Genomic DNA, 22,817 nt, shown 5'->3' with positions numbered 1-22,817 from the left:
GTCACAAGGACGTCACGATCTGCCGTCGAGCTGACATCGTTGTCGAGCGGCAGGCTCACTGAACACGTGCCCGGCGGAGCGGTCAAGGAAGTGACCTGTTCCTGTCCTGACCGGACAGGAACAGGACAAGGAACGTGCCAACCGGGCACGAGCGCTGGGCCGATATCCTTCCCAGGTTCCGCACTCGCGCCTTGCCTCGGCAGGCGTGGCCCGCGTGCGTCCGACCAGCACCACGACGAGCACCAAACACGAGGAGTCCCGGTGGTCCTGCACATGTCGTCCCTGTTCCTGCGCACCCTTCGCGAGGACCCGGCGGACGCAGAGGTCCCGAGCCACCGGCTGCTCGTCCGCGCGGGCTTCGTGCGCCGCGTCAGCCCGGGTGTCTACACGTGGCTGCCGCTCGGCCTGAGGGTGCTGCGCAACGTCGAGAAGATCGTCCGAGAGGAGATGGACGCCATCGGCTCGCAGGAGCTGCTGTTCCCGGCGCTGCTGCCGAAGGAGCCCTTCGAGGCGAGCGGCCGGTGGACCGAGTACGGCGACAACATCTTCCGCCTGCAGGACCGCAAGGGCGCCGACCACCTGCTGGGTCCCACGCACGAGGAGATGTTCACCCTCACGGTCAAGGACCTCTTCAGCTCCTACAAGGACCTGCCGCTGTCGATCTACCAGATCCAGACGAAGTACCGCGACGAGGCCCGCCCCCGCGCCGGCGTGCTGCGGGGTCGCGAGTTCGTCATGAAGGACAGCTACTCCTTCGACGTCGACGTGGCCGGGCTCGACAAGAGCTACCAGGCGCACCGTGACGCGTACGTGCGCATCTTCGACCGCCTGGGGTTCCACTACGTCATCGTCGAGGCGATGGCCGGCGCCATGGGCGGGAGCAGGAGCGAGGAGTTCCTGGCCACCGCCGAGGTCGGCGAGGACACCTACGTCCACTGCACGAGCTGCGGGTATGCCGCCAACGTCGAGGCCGTCAGGGTGCCGGCTCCCAGCCCGGTCGGGTGGGAGGACGCTCCCGCCGCGCACGTCGAGGACACGCCGGACACCCCGACGATCGCGACGCTCGTCGACCACCTCAACGAGCGCTTCCCGCGCGAGGACCGGCCGTGGGTGGCCGGCGACACCCTCAAGAACGTCGTCGTCATGCTCAAGCACCCCGACGGCACGCGCGAGCCGCTCGCCATCGGGCTCCCCGGCGACCGCGAGGTGGACGAGAAGCGCCTCGGCGCGCAGGTCGAGCCCGCCGAGATCGAGGCGTTCACCGAGGCCGACTTCGCGGCACACCCCGGTCTGACCAAGGGCTACATCGGCCCCCGCGCGCTCGGCACCGAGGGCACGACGGGCATCCGCTTCCTGCTCGACCCGCGCATCGCCCAGGGCACCCGCTGGGTCACGGGCGCCGATGAGCCGGGTCGCCACGTCATCGACCTCGTCGTGGGTCGCGACTTCACCGGCGACGGCACCGTCGAGGCCGCTGAGGTCCGCTTCGGCGACCCCTGTCCCCAGTGCGACCACGTCCTGTCGGGTGCCCGCGGCATCGAGATGGGCCATGTCTTCCAGCTCGGCACGAAGTACGCCGAGGCGCTCGACCTCAAGGTGCTCGACCAGAACGGCAAGCTCGTGACGGTCGTCATGGGCTCCTACGGCGTCGGGGTCTCGCGTGCCGTGGCCTGCGTCGTCGAGGGCAACCACGACGAGTCAGGCATCATCTGGCCGCGTGAGCTGTCGCCGGTCGACGTGCACATCGTGGCCGCGGGCAAGGACGACGCCCTCGTGGTCAAGGCGGAGGAGATCGCCCGCGAGCTCGAGGTCCAGGGCCTGTCGGTCCTCGTCGACGACCGCAAGGGCGTGAGCCCCGGCGTCAAGTTCAAGGACTCCGAGCTCATCGGCGTACCGACGATCCTCGTCATCGGCCGCGGCCTCGCCGAGGGCAAGGTCGAGATCAAGGACCGTCGCTCGGGCGAGCGCCGCGAGGTCGCCGTCGACGACGTCGTCGCCGCCCTCACGGCCGAGGTCACCGCGGAGGTCGAGCGCTCGTGAGGGCCGCCGGCCGCCCGGTGCGGGCGGTCTTCTTCGACTGGGGCGGCACCATCACGCCGTGGCACGAGGTCGACTTCCACACGACGTGGGGGGCGTATGCCGCCGGGCTCGGACACACGGGTGACGCGCTGGACGCGTTCGTCGCGGCCATCTGCGAGGCGGAGGGCGCGGCGTGGACGCGCGGGCGCCGGGGCGGTGGGAGCGCGCGGCTCCACGAGCTGCTCGCGTCGGTGGGGATCGCCGAGGGCCACCCCGGATCAGACGAGGCGCTCACGGCATACCGCGAGCTGTGGGAGCCCCACACTCTCACTGCACCGGAGATCGGCCCGCTGTGGAAAGTTCTGCGCGACAAGGGAATCCGCGTTGGGGTGCTCTCGAACACGTTGTGGGACCGTGCGTACCACCGGTCGATCTTCCAACGGGACGGCGTGCTCGACCTCATCGACGTCGACATCTACTCGAGCGAGACGCCGTGGGTGAAGCCGCAGCCGGAGATCTTCGCGTATGCCGCGCGTGAGGCCGGCGTCGCGCCGGAGGAGTGCGCGTATGTCGGCGACCGGTCCTACGAGGACGTCCACGGGCCGCAGCAGGTCGGGATGCGCGCGATCTGGGTGCCGCACTCCACGATCCCGGTCGACCAGCAGGTCTCCCACGACGCGACACCCGATGCCATCGCCCACGAGCTCGGCGACGTGCTGACGATCGTCGAGTCGTGGAACGCGCAGGCCCAGGGCCCGAGCGCGTGAACGACCCCACCCTGACGACCCTCGCCTTCCTCGGGCTCGCGGCGTTCGTCGCCGGTTGGATCGACGCCGTCGTCGGCGGAGGGGGGCTCGTGCAGCTGCCGGCGCTGCTCGTCGGCCTGCCGGGCGCGTCACCGGCGCAGCTGCTCGCGACGAACAAGTTCGCCTCGATCTTCGGCACGACGACGAGCTCGATCACGTTCTACCGCAGGGTCCGTCCCGACCTGCGCACCGCGCTGCCGATGGCGGGCGTCGCCTATGTCGGGTCCCTCGGCGGCGCGCTCATCGGGCTGCACATCCCGAAGGCGGCGTTCAACCCGATCATCCTCGTGCTGCTCGTCGTCGTCGGCGCCTACACGCTCTTCAGGCCCGACCTGGGCAAGGAGTCGATCCGACGGTTCCACGGGGCCCGCCACACGGTCCTCGCGATGCTGACCGGGTTCGTCATCGGCGCCTACGACGGCGCGCTCGGCCCGGGCACCGGCAGCTTCCTCGTGTTCGCCCTCGTGGGTCTGCTCGGCTACAACTTCCTCGAGGCGAGCGCGAAGGCGAAGATCGCGAACTTCGCGACGAACCTCGGTGCGCTGACAGTCTTCGCGCCGATGGGTCTGGTCCTCGTCAAGGTCGGTGTCGTCATGGCGGCGGCCAACCTGCTCGGTGGCTACCTCGGGGCGCGCACCGCCGTCGCGAGGGGAAGCGGCTTCGTGCGCGCCGTCTTCGTCGCCATCGTCAGCGCCTTCATCGTCAAGATCGGCGGCAGTCTCCTCGGCTGGTGGCCCTGACCACCCGGGCGCTGGCCCGTACCCGGGCCGGTGCGTCGCGACCGAACGCTCATACGACTGGCATCCGCCCGGCACAGCACTCGCACAGGTAGCCGCTCGACGCTGACGGCATGACGAGCCTCGCCCTCCCGGAGCGCCGCGACCTGCAGCTGCCGGATGCCGCCCAGGACCGCTCGCGAGAACCCACGCCACGGTGGTGGCGTGACGCCACGGCGGCGTTCGCGTGGGCCGTGACCCTTTTCGTCGTGGCCCTGTGGGTCGCAGGGGGCGGACTCACGGCCTTCGGGTCGGCCGGCGAGAGTCTCACGAACCTCGGCCACCTCAGTGGGCTGCTCGCCTCGGTGCTCATGCTGCTGCAGGTGCTGCTCATGGCGCGCATCCCGGTCGTCGAGCAGGCCTGGGGCCAGGACGAGCTCGCCCGTGTGCACCGGCTCGTCGGGTTCACGTCGTTCAACCTCATGCTGGCCCACATAGCCCTGACGATCCTCGGCTACAGCGCCGGCACCGACCTCGGCGTCATCGGGACGTTCGTCGACGAGGTGCTGCACTCGCCGGGAATGCTGCTCGCCCTCGCCGGCGCGGTCGCCCTCGTCATGGTCGTCGTCACCTCGGTGCGAAAGGCGAGGGCGCGCCTGCGCCACGAGTCGTGGCACCTGCTCCACCTCTACGCCTACCTCGGCGGCGGCCTCGCGCTCCCGCACCAGCTGTGGACGGGGCAGGACTTCAACACCAACGGTCTCGCCACGGGCTTCTGGTGGGGCCTGTATGCCGTGGCGCTCATCTCCGTGCTCGTCTTCCGCGTCGGCCTGCCGCTCATCCGGTCCCGGCGGCACCGGCTCGTCGTCTCGCACGTCGTCGCCGAGTCGTCGACGGTCACGTCCGTCGTCATGACGGGGCGCCGGCTCGACCTGCTCCGGGTGCGGGCGGGCCAGTTCTTCCAGTGGCGGTTCCTCGACGGACCGGGCTGGACGCGGGCCAACCCCTACTCCCTGTCCGCGGCGCCCGACGGCCGGACGCTGCGCATCACCGCCGAGGCGGTCGGCGGGTCGAGCTCCCGGCTCGCCACCCTGCGACCCGGCACGAAGGTCCTTCTCGAGGGCCCGTACGGCCGCCTCCACACGGGGGTGCGCACCAGCGGCAAGGCCGTGCTCATTGGTGCCGGCATCGGGATCACCCCGCTACGGGCGATCCTCGAGGAGCTTCCGGCCGCGCCGACGGCGAAGGACGGCGTCGTCGTCATCTACCGCGTCGGCAGCCACGCCGACATCGTCCTCGGCAACGAGCTGCTCGACCTCGCCCGCTCCCGGGGCGGCAGGGTCGTCGCGGTCGTCGGCCATCGCAACCGCGAGCGGAGCAGCTGGCTGCCCGCCGACTCGAGCAGCCTCGGTGACGTCGAGGCCATGACCCGCATCGTCCCCGACATCGCCGAACGCGACGTCTACGTCTGCGGGAACCCCGCGTGGATGGACGCCGTCATCGCCGCCGCGCACGAGGCCGGGGTGCCCCGCGAGGCCGTCCACCACGAACGCTTCAGCTACTGACCTCCCACCACCACGCACCCACCCGCGAATCGAGAACCCCATGCGCCGGATCGTCCTCTGGGCCATGAGCACCCTGACGGTGCTCGTCCTCCTCTTCAGCTACAGCACCTCCCGCAGCTCCACTGCCGTCGTGGCCGCCGAGACCCGGCAGGTCACCGCGAGCAGCAAGGCATCCGGGAGCATCGGGTCCTCGTCCGGTGCGACCGACACCGCCGACGCGACCGACACGTCGGCCACGTCGGCCACGGCGGCCACGGCGAAGGCGTACGCGGGCGAGGCCGTGATGACCCGCTTCGGCAACGTCCAGGTGCGGATCACGGTGGCCGACGGCACGATCACCGCGGCCGAGGTGCTGCAGGTGCCGATGGAGGACCGGCACGACCAGATGATCAACTCGCGGGCGGTCCCCGTCTACAACGAGGAGACGGTGTCGGCCCAGTCGGCCGACATCGACGTCGTCTCCGGGGCGACCGTGACGTGGGACGGCTACACGCAGTCCCTCCAGTCGGCCATCGACCAGGCCAACCTGTGAACCGGCCGGCACCGACGACCAGACCCCTCCCGCGCCGGGCGTGGGTCGAACACGTCATGGGGATGCCGGTCAGCATCCACCTGCGTGGCCACGCCGTCGACGGCGAGGTGGCGCGAACGGCGGTCGGTGAGGCGTACGGCATCCTGCGTGAGATGGACTCGGTCTTCTCGACGTACCGCGACGACTCGGACGTCGTGCGGCTGGGTCGCGGAGAGGTCGAGCTGTCGCAGTGCAGCGCCCTCGTCGAGGAGTCGCTCCGTATCGGTCAGCAGGCTGAGGTCCTGACCTGCGGGGCGTTCACGACGATGCTGCCCACCGGCGCCGGTGACCTCGCCTTCGACCCTACCGGCCTCGTGAAGGGATGGGCTGTCGACCTCGCGTCGCGACCTCTGCACGCCCTGGACGGCGTGTCGTTCTGCGTCAACGCCGGCGGAGACATCCTCATCGGTGCGCACGCCGACGTGCCGACCGAGGGTCCGGACGCGATCGCGTGGCGGGTCGGCATCGAGAACCCCCGTGACGCGCGACAGATCGCCAGCACCCTGAGGTTGACCCGTGGCGCCGTCGCGACCTCGGGCACGGCCGCAAGGGGAGCGCACCTCTACGACCCCGTAGCGCGCGAGCTCGTCGGTCGACCGGGATCGGTGACCGTGACCGGCCCGACCCTCCTGTGGGCCGACATCTGGGCGACCGCGCTCTTCGTCGGCGGTGACGCGACGAGAGACGCCTTCGCGGCGCGGGCGACGGGCTACGTCTGGACGGCTCACTGACACGACGACGTCTCGTGTGTCGTCGCGACGCGCTCGGGTGACCACGAGACGAGAGCCGGCAGGCCGATGACGTGGCCGACGTCGGCCGAGGGCGCTGGCATGAGCTCGGTCCGCGTGCCGCGGCCCTTGCGCCTTTCTTGCGGAAACCCTGCGTGCGACAAGCCTTGCGACTTGCAGTTGGCCCTGCAGAGTCAACTCATCGGCGAAACGGTCGGGGGACCGGTCGCCGACAGAGAACCTTCGGGCGAGTGCCCGCCGATCCGGGGAGGAGCGCGCCATGGCCAGCACCATCAGCACTGACCCTGCAGTGCCGGTGCGCGGTCGCGGCGCCCTTCCCGGACGGCGGGCCCACTCGAGGACTTCTTCGGGGGGAGGAGACCGGGCCGGGGTGGGTCGTCTGGTGGGAGGCCGACCCATCCCGAGCCCGGCTGACGTGCGTCGCCTCGGTGCCCTGGCGCCCAGGCGGGGTGCGTCGGGTGTCCCCGGCGCTCGTCATGTCCGCTGAGGCGGTCGTGGGCCCGGCCTGTCCCGGACTCCCCGTCGACGAGCTCGACCCGGCGGCGCTGACCCGCCTGGCGTCGGAGCTGCAGAGCGACGACCTCGCTCGCTCCATCGCGGACACCTACCTGCGGATGCTCGACACGCGGCTGGCGCGCGCAGCGTCCGCCCTCGAGAGCCACGACGACGTGGCGGCCATGGACGTGCTGCTGAGTCTGCGCGTCTCGTCCGCCACGGTCGGTCTCGTCCGTCTCGAGTCGGCCGTGCTCTGCGTCATCGACGCGGTGCGGCGCGGCGAGCCCGACGTCGCCCGCGAGCGCGGAGCCGAACTGCCGGGGCTCGCGACGAGCGGGCGGCTGGCGCTGCGTTCGCACCTCGACGGCGCCGCGGCGCAGGGGCAGGCCTGACCCCACCTCGTGCTCCTCGAGCACGTCGCGCTCAGAACGCGTCGGGCTCCTCCATGCGGTAGCCGACGCCGCGCACGGTGCGGATCGGCGCCCGGTGGCCCGCCGGCCCCAGCCGGCTGAGCTTGCGGCGCAGGTTGCCGACATGGACCTCGACGAGGTGCTCCTCGCTCCACCCCGGTCCCCAGAGGCTGTCGAGCAGGACTGCGCGTGACCACACCCGCCGCGGAGCGCTGATCAACGTCGTCAGCAGGTCGAACTCGGTACGTGTCAGGTCGGCCTCGTTGCCGTCGACGGTGACGACGCGGCCCTCGAGGTCGACCTCGATGCGCCCGTGCCGCACGAGCGTGTGCGTGGCGCCGGACGCCTCGTCGGCAGGCGCATCGGCCGCGACCGACGTCGGCTCTGCGCCGTCGGAGGCCGCGTCGGAGCCGTTGACGCGGCCCGCCCGCGGCCGACGGAACATCGCGTTGACGCGAGCCTGCAGCTCGCGCGGGCTGAACGGCTTCGTGAGGTAGTCGTCGGCGCCGATCTCGAGGCCCATGAGGCGGTCGATCTCGTCGGTGCGGGCACTGATCATGACGACGTAGGCCTGGCTGACGTCACGGACCCGGCGGCACACCTCGATGCCGTCGAGGTCCGGCAGGCCGAGGTCGAGCGTCACGAGGTCGGGGTCGGTGGCGACGACGAGCTCGACGCCGGCCAGACCCGATGCGGCGGCCGAGACCTCGAAGCCCTGCATCGTCAGGCTGTGCGTGATGAGTTCGCGGATGTCGTCGTCGTCTTCGACGACGACGGCAGTACGCGTGGGGCTCATGCGGTGATTGTTGCAGAATGTTCGGGTTTGACCCGTCAGAACGGCTGGAGTGGCGGCGTGCCGTTCACGCCGGTCCATCCGGACCGCCCGGTCTGCCCGAGCCGCCCAGCTGTTCCTCGAGCGCCGTCGGGATCGTCGCGGGCAGCTCGCACACCATCCCGCGGCAGACGTACGCCGCCGGGTTGCCGTCGACGAGGGGACGCCCGGCCAGGAGCGCGATGCCGTGGGCGTCCGGTTCACCACGCACCACGACGAGCCCGGGGCTCGGTGACCGGCGGGCCAGTGCCTCGAGGTCGTCCGCCCGGGCCCCGGCGCCGACGACCGCCACCTGCAGCGGTCCGGCGACGAGCGCCTCCGCCACCGCGAGCGACCACCCGCCGAACCGCGGCTCGCGGACGGCGAGGCCGAGGCCCGCGGCCGCGGCCCGCGCGCCGGCGTCGAGAGCAGCGGCGTCTCCGGTCAGCGCCCCGAGGGTCACGAGGGCTCCGGCGAGTGCCGACTGGCCCGCCGGCTCGGCGTTGTCGGCGGCGCTCCGTGGTCGCAGGTAGAGCGTCTCGGCTCCCTCGGCCGTGTCGTGGAAGCCGCCGTCGTCGGCGGCGAAGGCCTGTGCCGCGTCGAGAACGTGCGTCGCGGCGTCGAGCCAGCGCACCTCGCCCGTCACCTGGTGCAGCACGAGCAGCCCCTCGGCGAGGTTGCCGTGGTCGTCGGCGATGCCACGGGCCGACCCGGCGACGCCGCGCCGCGACGCCCGCCGCAGCTCGCCGTCGACGGTGTGCACGTCGAGCAGGTGCGCCGCACAACGCCGCGCCGCCTCGACCCAACCCTGCTCGTCGAAGGTCGCACCCGCCCCGGCCAGGGCGGCGATGGCGAGGCCGTTCCACGACGTGACGACCTTGTCGTCGCGACCGGGCTGCGGTCGCTGCGCGCGGGCCGCCAGCAGTCGCGACCGCACCTGCTCGAACCAGGCGGCGTCATCCGGGTCGGCCGGCAGCTGGAGCGTCGACGCCCCGTGCTCGAACGTGCCCTCCGGCGTGACGACGAAGAGAGCGGCGGCCTGCTCGGCGTCCTCGCCGAGCGTGTCGCGCAGCAGGGCTGGGGTCCACGCGTACGTCAGGCCCTCGACCCCGGCCGCGTCTGCGTCGAGCGACGACGCGAAGCCTCCGCTCTCGGTGCCGAGGTCGCGGAGCACGAACTCCGCCGTCTCGCGGACCACCCTCTCCGCCAAGGGGCTTCGCGTCACCTTCCACCACGTGGTGTACGCACGGAGCAACAGTGCGTTGTCGTACAGCATCTTCTCGAAGTGGGGCACGACCCATGCGGCGTCGACGGCGTAGCGTGCGAAACCCCCGGCCAGCTGGTCGTACATCCCGCTGCGCGCCATGGCCTCGAGGGTGCGCGTCGCCATGGTGAGCGACAGCTCGTCACCCGTGCGCGCGTGGTGGCGCAGCAGGAACTCCAGCACCATCGAGGGCGGGAACTTCGGCGCACCTCCGAATCCGCCCGCGGCGTGGTCGAACTGACGCGCCAGCCGCTCGACCGCGCTCGAGAGCGCGGCCGGCTCCACGGCATACGGTGTCGGCGGTCGGAGCGCGCCGGCGAGCGAGGTGGCGATGTGTGTGCCCGACGCGCGTACCTCGTCCTCGCGCGTGCGCCAGGCCTCGCCGATGGCGGCCAGGGCGCGGAGGAAGTGGTCCCGTGGGAAGTACGTGCCGCAGAAGAACGGCTCGCCCTCGGGCGTCATGAACACCGTCATCGGCCAGCCGCCCTGGCCCGTCGTCGCCGTGACGGCCGACATGTAGACGGCGTCGATGTCGGGCCGCTCCTCCCGGTCGACCTTGACGGACACGAAGCCCTCGTTGAGCGCCGCCGCAACGGTTTCGTCCTCGAAGGACTCGTGAGCCATCACGTGGCACCAGTGGCACGCGGCGTAGCCGACCGAGAGCAGGATGGGCACGTTGCGCTCGCGGGCCTCCGCGAACGCCTGCTCGCCCCACTCCTGCCAGTGCACCGGGTTGTCACGGTGCTGGAGCAGGTAGGGGCTCGTCGCGTCGGCGAGGCGGTTGCTCATGCCTCCACGCTAGGCGACCGCCGCGGCGTGCACGTCAGGCCGCCTGGGCGACCAGCGTCTCCCAACGGATGCGGCGCGCGCGGTACGCGAAGATCGCGAGCTTGGCGAGCTCCTCGACGATGCGGGCCGCGAAGATCCCGACGTAGCCGAGCGGTGTGTGCAGGCCGAGCAGGATCGCGAGCGGCAGACCGACGAGGAACGCGCCCACGACGTCGCCGAGGATCACGCCACGGACGTCGTTGCCGCTGGGGAGCACGCCGGCGCCGATGATCATGTTGCGCACCTTGACGACCTGGAACGCGGCGTTCATGAGGATGCCGACGCCGGCCATGAGCCGCACGTCGGGGCCGGCCTCGCCGTAGAGCGGCTCGAGGAGCAGCACCGACACGCCGAAGAGGACGCCGAAGGCGGCGGCCGTGCCGATGCCCGCGCGCTTGACCCGGCGGACCCAGGCCACGGCCTCCTCGATGTCGCCGCTGCCGACGGAGCGGCCGACGAGCGTCGTCGTCGCGGCCATGAGGCCGATGCTGCCGACGATGAAGATGCCCTCGAGCGTCGTGACGATCTGGGCGGCAGCCAGCGCCTCGTCGCCGAGCTGCTGGAAGACGACGTTGTAGAGGAACGTGCCGACGGTCCAGAACAGCTCGGTGACGCCGAGGGGGAGCGCGAGCACGAAGAGCGCGACGACCACGGCCCGCCACTGGGCCCGGCTGTCGGGCAGGCACCAGCCCACCGTGCGTCGGGGGCCGAACACCATCCAGGCGAGGATGAGCGTCTTCACCACGCCGGTGACGAGAGTGGCCCACCCGGCGCCCGCGACCCCGAGCTCCGGGAACGGACCGAGGCCGGTGACGAGTGAGTACGCGATCGTGGAGTTGGCGACGACCGTGATGAGGGTCGCCACCATCGGGCTCGACGGCCGCCCCGCCGAACGGAGCACGCCCGAGAGGATCGCGCTCACCATCACGGGCAGGGTCGCGAGGACGGTCAGCCGGAAGTAGTCGGTGCCGGCGGCGGCGACCGAGGGTGACGCCCCGACGAGCGAGAGCAGGTGATCGGCGAACAGCCACGGCACGAGCGACACGACGGTTCCCAGCCCCAGGGCGACGACCAGTGCGGCCGTGACCGTGTGGTCGAGCGCCTCGCGGCGGCCCGCACCCACGGCCCGCGCCACGAGGATCGCGACGGACGTGCCGAGTGCGCCGAGGGTGACGCCGAGGATGAACGTGAGGCTGTTGGAGAAGCCGACCGCGGCGATGGCGGTGGCTCCGAGGCTGCCCACGACGATCTGGTTGACGAAGTTGAGCACCAGCATGAGGACGAACTCCATGCTCACCGGCACAGCGATGCGCGCGATCTCGCGAGCCGGCGTCGGCGGGGCCGAGCGACGGTCGCGGGTGGGCATGGCGGGGCGAGGCATACGGGTGCCTTTCACGAAAGCGAGAAGGTGTGCCGACCCAGAGTAGATGTTTCGAGATCGAATATCGAAACGATTTGATCCGGCGGTGCCGACGCGCGGACGAGCGCACGGCTCAGTCGTTCATCACCTTGATGATCGTGACCGCGAGGCTGACCTCGTCGTGGGCGCGGGCCTGCGACGTCGCGTCGCCCGAGGCGCTGGCGGCGGCGTCGACGGCGTTGTCCGCCACGCGCACGATCGTCCACGCGCGGGCCCGGCCTTCGTCGATCCCTGCGCGCTCGCAGATGATCTCGAGGCGGCGGCGGAGCGACCACCGGACCTGCGAGCCGGTGCCGAGCGCGTCGGTCCGGTTCCACAGGGAGGGCGGAACCTCGAACGCCGCGTCCCCGGCCATCGGCTTGGGGTCGATGGCCAACCACGGAGAGCGATACGCCGCAAGGACGTTCGTGTAGTGCAGGTCGGTGTGGAGCAGGCGCTCCTCTGCCGTTCCTCGCTCTGCGAGCTCCGTGGCGAGGGCGGCGGCCTGGTCGAGGTAGCGGCGCGGCAGCACGGGTGGGGCAGCCCGCAGCTCGTCCGCCTGACGCAGGGCGTATGCCGTGAGGCCGGGCATGCGCGGGTGCGCCGGACGACGCAGCACCCGGAGGAGGTCGCCGATGACGCCGCACGCCTCGTCGATGTCGACGCGGCTCAGGTCGCGGGTGTGCAGGCGCTCGAGCAGCAGGGCGAAGCGTGACGGGTCGGCCCGGACGAGCCGCACGGCGCCGTGCCCGTTCCAGGCCTGCAGGGCCAGGTGCTCGGTGGCCGCCTCGGGATGGGGCCAGGTGATCTTGAGGATGCCCTCACCGCTGACGCCGACGACGTCGCGACCCGTGCCGAGCAGGCGTACGGGGATCGCGACGGCACACACGCCGCTGCTCGGGCGCCCGACGGGCTCGAGCTCCCACTCGGCGAGGAGGTCGGCGATGAGGCCGGGCAGGTCGTCGATCCAGTCCTCGCCCGAGACGTAGCCCGTCGACGGCCGGCCGCTGACCTCGTGCGCGAAGTGTGCAGGGATGAGGTCGTACATGGGGTCGTAGGTCACGACGCGGCTCCGGGGAAGGCGGCGAGGGGGAGGTCCCAGTCCACCGCAAGGGCCTGGACGTTGGCGCCCCACCGGGCGACGTCCTCGAGGGACGCGGGCGAGGCGTTCACGCCGACCAGCTCCGGGCCGGCGTCCACGGCCGACGCGAGTGTCACGGTCGCGAGGCGGCGCGCGTCGGCTGGCGACGTGACCGGGAACGGCAGCGCCCATCCGGCCGGCGTGGTCGACGTCGCCCCAGACACGGCCACCTCGAGGTGCGACAACGCGGCCAGGGTCGACTCCGCGGAACGACGCTGCTCGCCGGTGCTCTGGGCGGCCACGACCTCGAACGCGTACACGAGCGGCTGAGTGCGGGCGACGATCGCCGGCCGAACCGGGCTGGGGGAGTCGAGGACCGCCACGTCGTGCCCGAGCAGGACGGCCCCGGCCAACCGCGCGGCGTAGGCGGCGACGAGCAGCTCGCGCGTCGCCGCGGTCGCGCTCGCCAGCGCCGTCCACTCTGCGGGGCCGATCGCGTCGAGCAGCGCTGCCAGCTCGTCGCGGGTGCGCACCGGGTCGGCGGCCGCCGGCGCGGTCGACGTGGGCGACGACCCGGGCGCCGGCGTTCCGGTGGTGGCGCCGGTCGAGGTGGTCACTGGCGCGGGACGAGCAGCGGCCGCCGCGTCGATGACCGTGGTGGGCACGCCGGCGTTGGTCAGCCGGCCCCGCAGGACGCGCAGCTGCTCACGGCTGACCTCGCGCAGCCGTCGCACCGTGGCGCCGGCCTCGGGACCCGAGAGGACCTCGGTCTCGGCCGCGACGAGCCGCGTCAACCCGGCGACGGCCGACAGCAGCAGCGATTCGTCGGGGGCCGGGCGACGGGTCGGCACGGGCGGGGGAGGCTGTGGGACATCGAGCCGCAGCCCGCGGTCGACGAGGAGCGCGAGGGCGGCCGCACCGCCGCCGACGACGAAGAGGCGCCGGGGCGGCTGCCCGAGTCCCGCCATCACCCGTGACCCGAGCCCACGGGTGTCGCCGTCCATGGCGTGATCTTCGCACGCGTCCGGCGGTCTGCGACCACCCGCCGGCGCCGATAGAGTGGAGGACACGCGGTGCCGGACCGCCCCTCGGGGCGTCGGCACCGGACATTCGAGAAGAGCAGGAGGCGTCGACTGATGAGCACGGCCCAGGAGATCAGAGCGGCGCTCGAGCCGGTGCTCGCGCCCCTCGGGCTGGTCGTCGAGGACGTCTCCGTGTCTCCTGCCGGCAAGCGACGTCTCGTGCGCGTGCTCGTCGACGCCGACATCAGCGACCTCGACGTGACCGACGACGTGAGTGCCGTGCCGCCGCTCTCGCTCGACGTCGTGGCGGACGCCACCCGCGCGGTGAGCGACGAGCTCGACGCAGGCGACGTCATGGGCCAGGCCCCGTACGTCCTCGAGGTGTCGTCGCCGGGCGTCGGTCGCCCGCTGAGCTCCCGCGACCAGTTCCGCCGTCAGGTCGGACGCCTGGTCGAGGTGACGCACCAGGCCGGTTCCGAGACCGGCCGCCTCACGGCCGTCGGCTCCGACTCGCTCACTCTCGAGATCCCGGCCACCAAGAAGACCCCGGCCCGCCAGGTGACGCTCGACCTCGATGCCGTGCAGCGTGGCATCGTGCAGGTCGAGTTCAAGCGGGCCGACACCGGCGACGACACCGTCGCCACCGACGACGACCCGGACGAGACGTCCGCCCTGGAAGGGGACCACTGATGGACATCGACCTCGCCGCCCTGCGCGCCCTCGAACGGGAGCGTGACATCAGCCTCGACGTGCTGATCCCGGCCATCGAGCAGGCGCTCCTCGTGGCCTACCACCGCACCGACGGCAGCCAGCGGCTGGCCCGGGTCGAGCTCGACCGCAAGACCGGGCACGTCATCGTCTGGGCCCGCGAGGAGGGCGAGCTGCTCCCGCAGACCGACGAGAGCGAACGCCCCCAGCGCGGCGAGCCCGGGCCGGAGTTCGACGACACGCCGGAGGGCTTCGGCCGCATCGCGGCCTCGACCGCGCGGCAGGTCATCGTCCAGCGGCTGCGCGACCTCGAGGACGAGGCGATCCTCGGCGACTTCAAGGGCCGTGAGGGCGACGTCATCTCGGGCATCATCCAGCAGAGCCAGGACCCCCGGAACGTCCTCGTCGACTTCGGCACGGTCGAGGGCATCCTGCCTCTCGCCGAGCAGGTGCCGGGGGAGCGCTACGGACACGGCGAGCGTCTGCGCTGCTTCGTGGTCAGCGTCAAGCGGGGTCCCAAGGGCCCCCAGGTGGGACTGTCACGCACCCACCCCAACCTCGTGCGCACCCTGTTCAAGTTCGAGGTCCCCGAGATCGCCGACGGCACCGTCGAGATCGCGGCGCTCGCCCGCGAGGCCGGGCACCGCACGAAGATCGCGGTCCACAGCAAGGTCGCCGGCGTCAACGCCAAGGGCGCCTGCATCGGCCCGATGGGGGCCCGTGTCCGCGCCGTCATGACCGAGCTGCGGGGCGAGAAGATCGACATCGTCGACTACTCCGAGGATCCTGCCTCGTTCGTCGCGGCGGCCCTGTCGCCCGCGCGGGTGCAGTCCGTCGAGATCGTCGACGCGGCCGCCCGCACCGCACGCGTCATCGTCCCCGACTACCAGCTCAGCCTTGCCATCGGCAAGGAGGGCCAGAACGCCCGCCTCGCGGCCAAGCTCACTGGCTGGCGCATCGACATCCGGCCCGACACCGAGGCCGCCGGCGCCCCCGGCGGTGGCGTCGAGGTCGCGCCCGACGACCTCTGAGCGCCCACGAGGACCGTCCTCAGGCGCGGGCCGGAGGCGTGCCGGCACACGCCGGAAGGCACCTGCGGGCACCCCGTGGAGCGGCGAAGGGCCCAGACGCGGTAGACTCGTCTGTGGCCGACCGGACTGGACTCCGTGCTGAGCCATCCCGCACCTGTGTGGGATGCCGAGGATCGGATAGCTGGTCGGCCCTGCTGCGAGTGGTCGCGGTGACGGACAGAGGTGCCGAGGACTCGTCCTCGGTCACGCTCCGCCCCGACCCGCGACATCGGATGCCGGGACGTGGTGCATGGCTGCACCCGACGCCGGAGTGCTTCGAGCTGGCAGTGCGCCGCAAGGCGTTCGGACGTGCCCTGCGCCTGCAGACCGCGGTCGACGTGAGCGCGGTCGCACGACACCTCGGCATGCACCACCCGTAGGAAGAGCCGGCGCGGTCCCTGAGCGGACACGCAGGCACAGTCAGAGATCAGTCAACGAACCACAAGGCGGGTTGAAACGCTATGAGCACCCGATGAGTACTCAGCGATGAGCAAGCCCCAGCAATAACCCACGGTTCGGCCACTTCCTGTTCAGGCCGGACCAGGAACAGGAGAGATGTGGCTAAGGTCCGGGTCTACGAGCTCGCCAAGGAGCTCGGAGTCGAGAGCAAGACCCTGCTCGCACACTTGAAGAGCCAGGGAGAGTTCGTCCGGTCGGCATCGTCGACCATCGAGCCCCCAGTCGTCCGCAAGATCAAGGAGACGTTCCCCGCGGAACTGCGCTCCGGCGGCGGCAACAAGCCGGCGGCCCCGAGGGCCGCCACCCCCAGCGCGGCCCCCGTCGCGCCACAGAAGGCTGCCCCGGCGCCGTCGGCCCCGGCCGCGCCCGCCCCCGCAGCACGCACAGCGTCGGCGCCCGCGCCGTCCGCTCCCGCAGCGCCGGCCGCCCGCGAGGCCGCCCCGGCACCCGCCAAGGCTGCTCCCGCACCGGCAGCTCCCGCACCGGCCGCTCCGGCGCCCAAGGCGCCGGCCCCCGCCGCCCCCGCGGCGTCGGCACCGGCCCCCGTGCAGTCCAGCCGCGACGGTGGTCGGCAGACCTCCGGCGTCCCGGCCTCCCCGCGCCCGGCACCGCGCCCCGGCCAGCCCCGTCCGGGCAACAACCCGTTCGCGCCGAGCCAGGGCATGGGCCAGACCCGTGCGCCGCGGCCCGGTGGCGACGCGGGTCCCCGTCCGGGCAACAACCCGTTCAGCTCGAGCCAGGGCATGCCGCGTCCGCAGCAGCGCCAGGGCCAGCGTCCGGGTGGTCCCGGTGGCGCCCCGCGTCCCGGTGCGCCCGCGGGCGGTCGTCCCGGTGCTCCCGGTGGCGCGCCGCGTCCCGGTGGCCCGCGTCCCAGCCCCGGCATGATGCCGGAGCGCAGCACCGTCGCCCGACCGGGTCAGCGCCCGGCCGGTGGACCGGGCCGTGGTGGCCCGGGTGCCGGCGGTGGCCGTGGTGGCTTCGGCGGTGGCCCCGGCGGTCCCGGCGGCGGCCCCGGCGGCGGTCCCGGCGGGGGCCGTGGCGGCTTCGGCGGCGGTCCCCGCGGCGGAGGCGGTCGTGGTTCCACGGCTGGTGCCTTCGGCCGCGGCGGCGGTCGTCCCGTCCGTGGACGCAAGTCCAAGCGCGCGAAGCGCCAGGAGTTCGAGCAGATGCAGGCGCCGTCGATCGGTGGCGTCACCGTCCCGCGCGGTGACGGCTCGACCGTCATCCGTGTGCGTCGTGGCTCGTCGCTGACCGACTTCGCCGACAAGATCAACGCCAACCCGGCGTCGCTCGTCACGGTGCTCTTCCACCTCGGTGAGATGGCCACGGCGACCCAGTCGCTCGACGAGGACACCTTCAAGGTGCTCGGGGCCGAGCTCGGCTACGACATCCAGGTCGTCTCCCCGGAGGAGGAGGAGAAGGAGCTCTTCGACTCCTTCAACATCGACCTCGAGACCGGTATCGAGGGCGAGGAGGACGAGGACCTCGAGGCTCGTCCTCCGGTCGTCACCGTCATGGGTCACGTCGACCACGGCAAGACCCGCCTGCTCGACGCCATCCGCAACGAGGACGTCGCGGCGGGCGAGGCGGGTGGCATCACCCAGCACATCGGTGCCTACCAGGTCCACAAGGAGCACGAGGGCTTCGAGCGAGCGATCACGTTCGTCGACACCCCGGGTCACGAGGCGTTCACCGCCATGCGTGCCCGTGGTGCCAAGGTCACCGACATCGCGATCCTCGTGGTCGCCGCCGACGACGGCGTCATGCCGCAGACGATCGAGGCGCTCAACCACGCCCAGGCGGCCGACGTGCCGATCGTCGTCGCGGTCAACAAGATCGACGTCGACGGTGCCAACCCGGCCAAGGTCCGCCAGCAGCTGACCGAGTACAACCTCATCGCCGAGGAGTACGGCGGCGACACGATGTTCGTCGACGTCTCGGCCAAGCAGGGCCAGAACATCGACGGCCTGCTCGAGGCGGTCCTGCTGACGGCCGACGCGGCGCTCGACCTCCGGGCCAACCCGGAGAAGGAGGCGCGCGGCGTCGCGATCGAGGCCAACCTCGACCGTGGCCGCGGTGCCACCGCGACGGTGCTCGTCCAGACCGGAACGCTGCGCGTCGGTGACTCCATCGTCGCCGGTTCCGCGTACGGCCGCGTCCGCGCCATGCTCGACGAGCACGGCAAGAACGTCGACGAGGCCGGGCCCTCCCGCCCGGTCCAGGTGCTCGGCCTCTCCTCGGTGCCGCGCGCCGGTGACACGTTCGTCGTGGCGCCGGACGACCGCACGGCCCGCCAGATCGCCGAGCGGCGTGAAGCGGCCGACCGTCAGGCGAGCCTGGCCAAGGCCCGCAAGCGCATCTCGCTCGAGGACCTCAACGAGGCCCTCGCCGCGGGCAAGGTCGAGACCCTCAACCTCATCCTCAAGGGTGACGTGTCGGGTTCTGTCGAGGCGCTCGAGGACGCGCTGCTCAAGATCGACGTCGGCGACGACGTGGACCTGCGCATCATCGACCGCGGCGTCGGTGCCATCACGATGAACAACATCAACCTCGCGATGGCCTCGAACGCGATCATCATCGGCTACAACGTCCGGGCCGAGGGCCAGAACGCCGACTACGCCGAGCGTGAGGGCGTCGAGATCCGCTACTACTCGGTGATCTACCAGGCCATCGAAGAGGTCGAGGCGGCACTCAAGGGCATGCTCAAGCCGGAGTACGAGGAGGTCGAGCTCGGCACGGCGGAGATCCGCGAGATCTTCCGTTCGAGCAAGTTCGGCAACATCGCCGGTTCGATCGTGCGCAGCGGCGAGATCAAGCGCGGCTCCAAGGCGCGGATCACGCGCGACGGCGTCGTCGTCTCCGAGAGCGTCGAGGTGGCCGGTCTGCGCCGCTTCAAGGACGACGTCACGGAGGTCCGCGAGGGCTACGAGTGCGGTATCAACCTCGGGTCGTTCAACGACCTGCAGCTCGGTGACCTCATCGCCACCTACGAGATGCGCGAGAAGCCTCGCGCCTGAGCTCCATGAGACGGACGGCGCCGATCCCTCCGGGGTCGGCGCCGTCCGGCGTCTGCGGGCCACCACCCGACCCGCGGCGTCCGCATGGGAATGCGCGGGCCCTGCGGCCCGCTACTAGGGTGAATCACCACGTCGGATCCGTCCGGCCGCACGTCACACGAAAGCAGAGGTAGCCATGGCTGACCCCGCCCGCGCCCGCAAGATCGCCGACCGGATCAAGGTCATCGTCGCCGAGTACCTCGAGTTCCGGGTCAAGGACGAACGCCTCGGCTTCGTCACGATCACCGATGCCCGTGTCACGGGCGACCTGCAGCACGCGTCGGTCTTCTACACCGTCTTCGGCAGCAACGAGGACCGCACGGCCACCGCCGACGCTCTCGAGGCCAACAAGGGCCGCATCCGGTCCGCCGTCGGCAAGGGCATCGGCATCCGCCTGACGCCGTCGATCGAGTTCATCGCCGACGCGCTGCCCGAGGGCGCCGCGCACCTCGAGGACCTCGTGGCCCAGACGCGTGCCCGCGACGCCGAGCTGGCCCGCGCCGCCGCCAACGCCAAGCCCGCCGGTGACCCCGACCCGTACCGCAAGCCGGTCGAACGCACCGACGACGACGGCGTGTCCGTGGAGTCCCTCGACGAGGTGGACGCGGACGTCGACGCCCGATGACCCGCTCCGGGGGCCTGCTCGTCGTCGACAAGCCGGCGGGGTGGACGAGCCACGACGTGGTCGCCCGCGCGCGTCGGCTCTGCGGCACGCGTCGGGTCGGCCACGCCGGCACCCTCGACCCGATGGCGACCGGGGTGCTCGTCCTCGGTGTCGAGCGCGGCACCAAGCTGCTCACCTTCCTCGTCGGCTGCGACAAGTCGTATGCCGCGACGATCCGTCTCGGGATGTCGACCCTCACCGACGACGCGGAGGGTGAGACGACCCAGGCGCTCGGCATCGACGACCTCGACGACCTCCAGGCGCGACTGCCGGGCGCCGTGGCCGCCCTGACGGGAGAGATCCAGCAGGTGCCGAGCTCGGTGAGCGCCATCAAGGTCAAGGGCGTGCGCAGCTATACCCGGGTTCGTCAGGGCGACGACGTCGTGCTGCCCGCTCGGCCTGTGACCGTGAGCCGCTTCGACGTCCGGTCCGTGCGACCGGGCAGCGCCCCTGTCGAGGTCGGGCCCGCCATCGACGTCGTCGATGTCGACGTCGAGGTGGACGTCTCGTCGGGCACGTACGTCCGCGCCCTCGCGCGCGACCTCGGAGCCGCGCTCGGGGTCGGCGGCCACCTCACGGCGCTCCGGCGCACGCGGGTGGGCCGGTTCGCCCTCGACGCGGCCATCCCCCTCGACGCGCTGGCCGCGGCCGCCGAGGCCGAGGGACCGGACGGCATACCCCTGCTGCCGATCGCCGACGCGGCCCGCGCCCAGCTACCCGTGCACGAGGTGTCGGCGGCGGATGCCGTGCGCCTCGGACACGGCCAGCGCATCGCCAGCGCGTTCACCGGCTCGGCGGGTGCCGACGCGGTGGCGGCGATCGGTCCCGACGGGCGTCTGGTCGCGGTGCTCGACGAGACGCGGGCCATCGCTCGCGCCAAGGTGGTCTTCGCCACCTCCGGCCCGGGGGCCTGACCGGCGTGCACGACCCCTCCGACCCGGCCACTACAGTGGTCGCCGTGCAGCGCTGGTACGGACTCGACGACATCCCGGCCGACCTCGGCCCGACCGTCGTGACCCTCGGCAACTTCGACGGGGTGCACCGCGGGCACCGGGAGGTCCTGACGCGCGTCGTGCGCGAGGCCGCCGCCCGAGACGCGCTGCCCGTCGCCGTGACGTTCGAGCCGCACCCGATCGCGGTGCTCTACCCCGACCGTGCGCCCGCCGCCGTGATGTCGCTGGGCCAGCGCCTCGACGCGCTCGAGTCCGTCGGTCTCGGCGCGGTCCTCGTCATCGAGTTCACGCGCGAGTTCGCGCAGCAGACGCCCGAGGAGTTCGTCCGCGGCACGTTCGTCGAGGCCCTCGGCGTGGCGGCGGTCGTCGTCGGCAAGGACACCCGGTTCGGGGTGCGCAACTCGGGCGACGTCGAGACCCTCCGCGAGCTCGGCGAGGTCCACGGCTTCGAGGTCATCGCGTTGGACGACATCGGAGAGGGTGAGGCGCAGGGAGCCCGATGGAGCTCGACGCAGCTGCGCGCCGAGCTGCTCGCCGGCAAGGTCGACCACGCCGCGCAGATGCTCGGGCGCCCGCACCGCGTCACGGGCACCGTCGTGCACGGCGACCACCGCGGCCGCGAGCTCGGCTTCCCGACGGCCAACCTGTCGCAGGACCACGAGGGGCTCGTTCCCGCCGACGGTGTGTATGCCGGGTGGCTGGTGCGTCTCGACCTCGCTGACGGCGACCCCGACCGCACCCTGCCCGCCGCCGTGTCGGTCGGTACGAACCCCACCTTCGACGGCCACCAGCGTCGCGTGGAGGCGTACGTCCTCGACCGCACCGACCTCGACCTCTACGGTGAGCGCGTCGCCGTCGAGTTCGTCTCGCACCTGCGACCCACGCTGAAGTTCGACTCGATCGAGGTGCTCGTCGAGCAGATGACGCAGGACGTGGAGCGGTGTCGCGAGATCCTCTCGGCGATCGTCCCGTCCTAGCCGCACGGAGCCGGCTGCGCGGCCGCACCGCCGGCGGGTCGTCCTGGCTCCGGGTCGACCTCGGCCTGCTCATCGGTGCCTTCGGCCTCTCGGTGGTCGGGGTCGTGCTCGTGTGGTCGGCGACCCGGGCCGGCGCCGGGGACACGGCCGCGCTCAAGCAGCTCGTCGCCCTGCTCATCGGGGTGGCGTGTGCCGTCGTGGTCACTCGCCTCGACGTACGGGCGGTGCGGGCGGCGGCACCTGTCGTCTACGTGCTCGCGGTCCTCGGACTCGCCGCGGTCGTCTCGCCGCTGGGCACCACGGTCAACGGGTCGCGGTCGTGGATCCGGCTGCCCGGCGCACTGAGCCTGCAGCCCTCCGAGCTCATGAAGGTGGCCCTCGCCCTCGGTCTCGCGATGCTCCTCGCCGAACGGTCCGAACGCCGGCTTCGCCAGCCGCACCGCGACGTCGCCCTCGCGTGGGTCGTCGCCGGCATCCCGGTCGTGCTCGTGCTCGCACAACCCGACCTCGGTTCTGCGCTCGTCCTCGTCGCGATGTCGGTCGTCATCATCGCGGCGGCGGGTGCGCCGTTGCTGTGGACGCTCGCTGTGCTCGTCGCCGGCGCCGGTGTCGTCGCGGCGGCCTTCCTCACGCCGGTGCTCTCGACGTACCAGCGCAACCGGTTGCGCGCCTTCCTCGACCCGTCGCTCGACCCTCAGGGCATCGGCTACCAGACGCGACAGGCGCGCATCGCGATCGGCTCCGGCGGACTCGGCGGCCAGGGCCTCTTCGAGGGCCGGCAGACGCAGGGTGGCTTCATCCCCTTCCAGGAGACCGACTTCGTCTTCTCGGTGGCGGGGGAGGAGCTGGGCTTCATCGGCGCCGCCGGGCTCGTCGTCCTCATCGGCTTCATCGTCGTGCGCTGCGTCGTCGTCGCGCGGCGGGCCGACGCGTTCGGGCGCCTCGTGACGATCGGTGTCGCGGTGTGGTTCGGGGTCCAGGCCTTCGAGAACATCGGGATGAACCTCGGTCTCATGCCGGTCACCGGGCTGCCGCTGCCGTTCGTGTCGAGCGGAGGGTCCTCGCTCATCGCGTCGTGGATCGCGCTGGGACTCGTCGGCAACGTCGCGTCGGCGTCGCAGCGCAGGCGGACCGTCGGCCTCCGGGCACGTCCGCTCGGCCGGCCGTGATGCCGCCCGGGCGCGATGAAGTTAC

At 72.1% G+C, this 22,817-nt stretch carries 20 protein-coding genes; 15 read left to right on the top strand and 5 right to left on the bottom strand.

Annotated elements, in window-relative coordinates; genetic code table 11:
- Positions 1-273 precede the first annotated feature (273 nt).
- The 7 genes from H9I49_RS09050 to H9I49_RS09020 all read left to right on the top strand — a co-directional run bounded on the left by H9I49_RS09050 (position 274) and on the right by H9I49_RS09020 (position 7,313).
- Entirely contained in the window at positions 274-2,040 is a 1,767-nt protein-coding gene (locus H9I49_RS09050; protein ID WP_223128471.1) for a proline--tRNA ligase, read from the top strand.
- Positions 2,037-2,786: an HAD family hydrolase gene (locus H9I49_RS09045; protein WP_188030018.1), complete on the top strand. Its 750-nt coding sequence runs from the start codon at positions 2,037-2,039 to the stop codon at positions 2,784-2,786. The genes H9I49_RS09050 and H9I49_RS09045 overlap by 4 nt, the downstream gene beginning before the upstream one ends.
- Positions 2,783-3,565: a TSUP family transporter gene (locus tag H9I49_RS09040; protein ID WP_188030017.1), complete on the top strand. Its 783-nt coding sequence runs from the start codon at positions 2,783-2,785 to the stop codon at positions 3,563-3,565. The genes H9I49_RS09045 and H9I49_RS09040 overlap by 4 nt, the downstream gene beginning before the upstream one ends.
- A gap of 110 nt (positions 3,566-3,675) precedes the next feature.
- Positions 3,676-5,106, top strand: coding sequence for a ferric reductase-like transmembrane domain-containing protein (locus H9I49_RS09035; protein WP_188030016.1), 1,431 nt, complete (start codon positions 3,676-3,678; stop codon positions 5,104-5,106).
- Positions 5,107-5,146: 40 nt separating this feature from the next.
- Complete coding sequence (locus H9I49_RS09030) at positions 5,147-5,638, top strand: FMN-binding protein (RefSeq protein WP_188030015.1); 492 nt, start codon at positions 5,147-5,149, stop codon at positions 5,636-5,638.
- Positions 5,639-5,700: 62 nt separating this feature from the next.
- Complete coding sequence (locus H9I49_RS09025; RefSeq protein ID WP_255523798.1) at positions 5,701-6,408, top strand: FAD:protein FMN transferase; 708 nt, start codon at positions 5,701-5,703, stop codon at positions 6,406-6,408.
- Between the two features lie 476 nt (positions 6,409-6,884).
- Complete coding sequence (locus tag H9I49_RS09020; RefSeq protein WP_188030013.1) at positions 6,885-7,313, top strand: hypothetical protein; 429 nt, start codon at positions 6,885-6,887, stop codon at positions 7,311-7,313.
- A gap of 31 nt (positions 7,314-7,344) precedes the next feature.
- Here the strand turns inward: H9I49_RS09020 and H9I49_RS09015 are convergent, their stop codons facing one another.
- From H9I49_RS09015 to H9I49_RS08995, 5 genes are all read right to left on the bottom strand, one after another.
- A complete protein-coding gene (locus H9I49_RS09015; protein ID WP_188030012.1) occupies positions 7,345-8,127 on the bottom strand; it encodes a response regulator transcription factor in 783 nt (260 codons plus the stop codon).
- Positions 8,128-8,191: 64 nt separating this feature from the next.
- The gene (locus tag H9I49_RS09010; protein WP_188030011.1) at positions 8,192-10,195 is read right to left on the bottom strand and encodes a thioredoxin domain-containing protein; all 2,004 of its coding nucleotides are present in this window, start codon (positions 10,193-10,195) and stop codon (positions 8,192-8,194) included.
- Between the two features lie 34 nt (positions 10,196-10,229).
- On the bottom strand, positions 10,230-11,615 hold the full coding sequence (locus H9I49_RS09005) for an MATE family efflux transporter (protein WP_255523797.1): 1,386 nt from the start codon (positions 11,613-11,615) through the stop codon (positions 10,230-10,232).
- 112 nt (positions 11,616-11,727) lie between these two features.
- Positions 11,728-12,696 carry an aminoglycoside phosphotransferase family protein gene (locus H9I49_RS09000; RefSeq protein ID WP_370587498.1) on the bottom strand — a complete coding sequence of 323 codons (969 nt, stop codon included), beginning with the start codon at positions 12,694-12,696 and terminating at the stop codon, positions 11,728-11,730.
- Positions 12,693-13,718, bottom strand: coding sequence for a hypothetical protein (locus tag H9I49_RS08995; protein WP_188030009.1), 1,026 nt, complete (start codon positions 13,716-13,718; stop codon positions 12,693-12,695). The genes H9I49_RS09000 and H9I49_RS08995 overlap by 4 nt, the downstream gene beginning before the upstream one ends.
- Before the next feature lie 132 nt (positions 13,719-13,850).
- Here H9I49_RS08995 and rimP point away from each other — a divergent pair, with 132 nt between their 5' ends.
- The 8 genes from rimP to rodA all read left to right on the top strand — a co-directional run bounded on the left by rimP (position 13,851) and on the right by rodA (position 22,792).
- Complete coding sequence (gene rimP / locus H9I49_RS08990; RefSeq protein ID WP_188030008.1) at positions 13,851-14,426, top strand: ribosome maturation factor RimP; 576 nt, start codon at positions 13,851-13,853, stop codon at positions 14,424-14,426.
- Positions 14,426-15,475: a transcription termination factor NusA gene (nusA, locus tag H9I49_RS08985; protein WP_188030007.1), complete on the top strand. Its 1,050-nt coding sequence runs from the start codon at positions 14,426-14,428 to the stop codon at positions 15,473-15,475. The genes rimP and nusA overlap by 1 nt, the downstream gene beginning before the upstream one ends.
- Before the next feature lie 38 nt (positions 15,476-15,513).
- Positions 15,514-15,894, top strand: coding sequence for a YlxR family protein (locus H9I49_RS08980; protein ID WP_370587497.1), 381 nt, complete (start codon positions 15,514-15,516; stop codon positions 15,892-15,894).
- 177 nt (positions 15,895-16,071) lie between these two features.
- Positions 16,072-18,990 (top strand): translation initiation factor IF-2, encoded by a 2,919-nt coding sequence (infB, locus tag H9I49_RS08975; RefSeq protein ID WP_188030005.1) that lies wholly within the window; start codon positions 16,072-16,074, stop codon positions 18,988-18,990.
- A 175-nt stretch (positions 18,991-19,165) separates the two neighbouring features.
- Entirely contained in the window at positions 19,166-19,654 is a 489-nt protein-coding gene (rbfA, locus tag H9I49_RS08970; RefSeq protein ID WP_188030004.1) for a 30S ribosome-binding factor RbfA, read from the top strand.
- Complete coding sequence (gene truB, locus H9I49_RS08965; protein ID WP_188030003.1) at positions 19,651-20,607, top strand: tRNA pseudouridine(55) synthase TruB; 957 nt, start codon at positions 19,651-19,653, stop codon at positions 20,605-20,607. The genes rbfA and truB overlap by 4 nt, the downstream gene beginning before the upstream one ends.
- 44 nt (positions 20,608-20,651) lie before the next feature.
- Complete coding sequence (locus H9I49_RS08960) at positions 20,652-21,623, top strand: bifunctional riboflavin kinase/FAD synthetase (RefSeq protein ID WP_188030002.1); 972 nt, start codon at positions 20,652-20,654, stop codon at positions 21,621-21,623.
- Positions 21,587-22,792, top strand: coding sequence for a rod shape-determining protein RodA (rodA, locus tag H9I49_RS08955; RefSeq protein WP_188030001.1), 1,206 nt, complete (start codon positions 21,587-21,589; stop codon positions 22,790-22,792). Before H9I49_RS08960 ends, rodA begins: the two co-directional genes overlap by 37 nt.
- The last annotated feature ends 25 nt before the right edge of the window (positions 22,793-22,817 follow it).

Origin of the sequence: Terrabacter sp. MAHUQ-38, assembly GCF_014518425.1 — a bacterium.
Taxonomy (GTDB): Bacteria; Actinomycetota; Actinomycetes; order Actinomycetales; family Dermatophilaceae; genus Terrabacter.
Note: the sequence above shows the minus strand (reverse complement) of the source record. Positions and strands in the feature narration are given on the sequence as shown.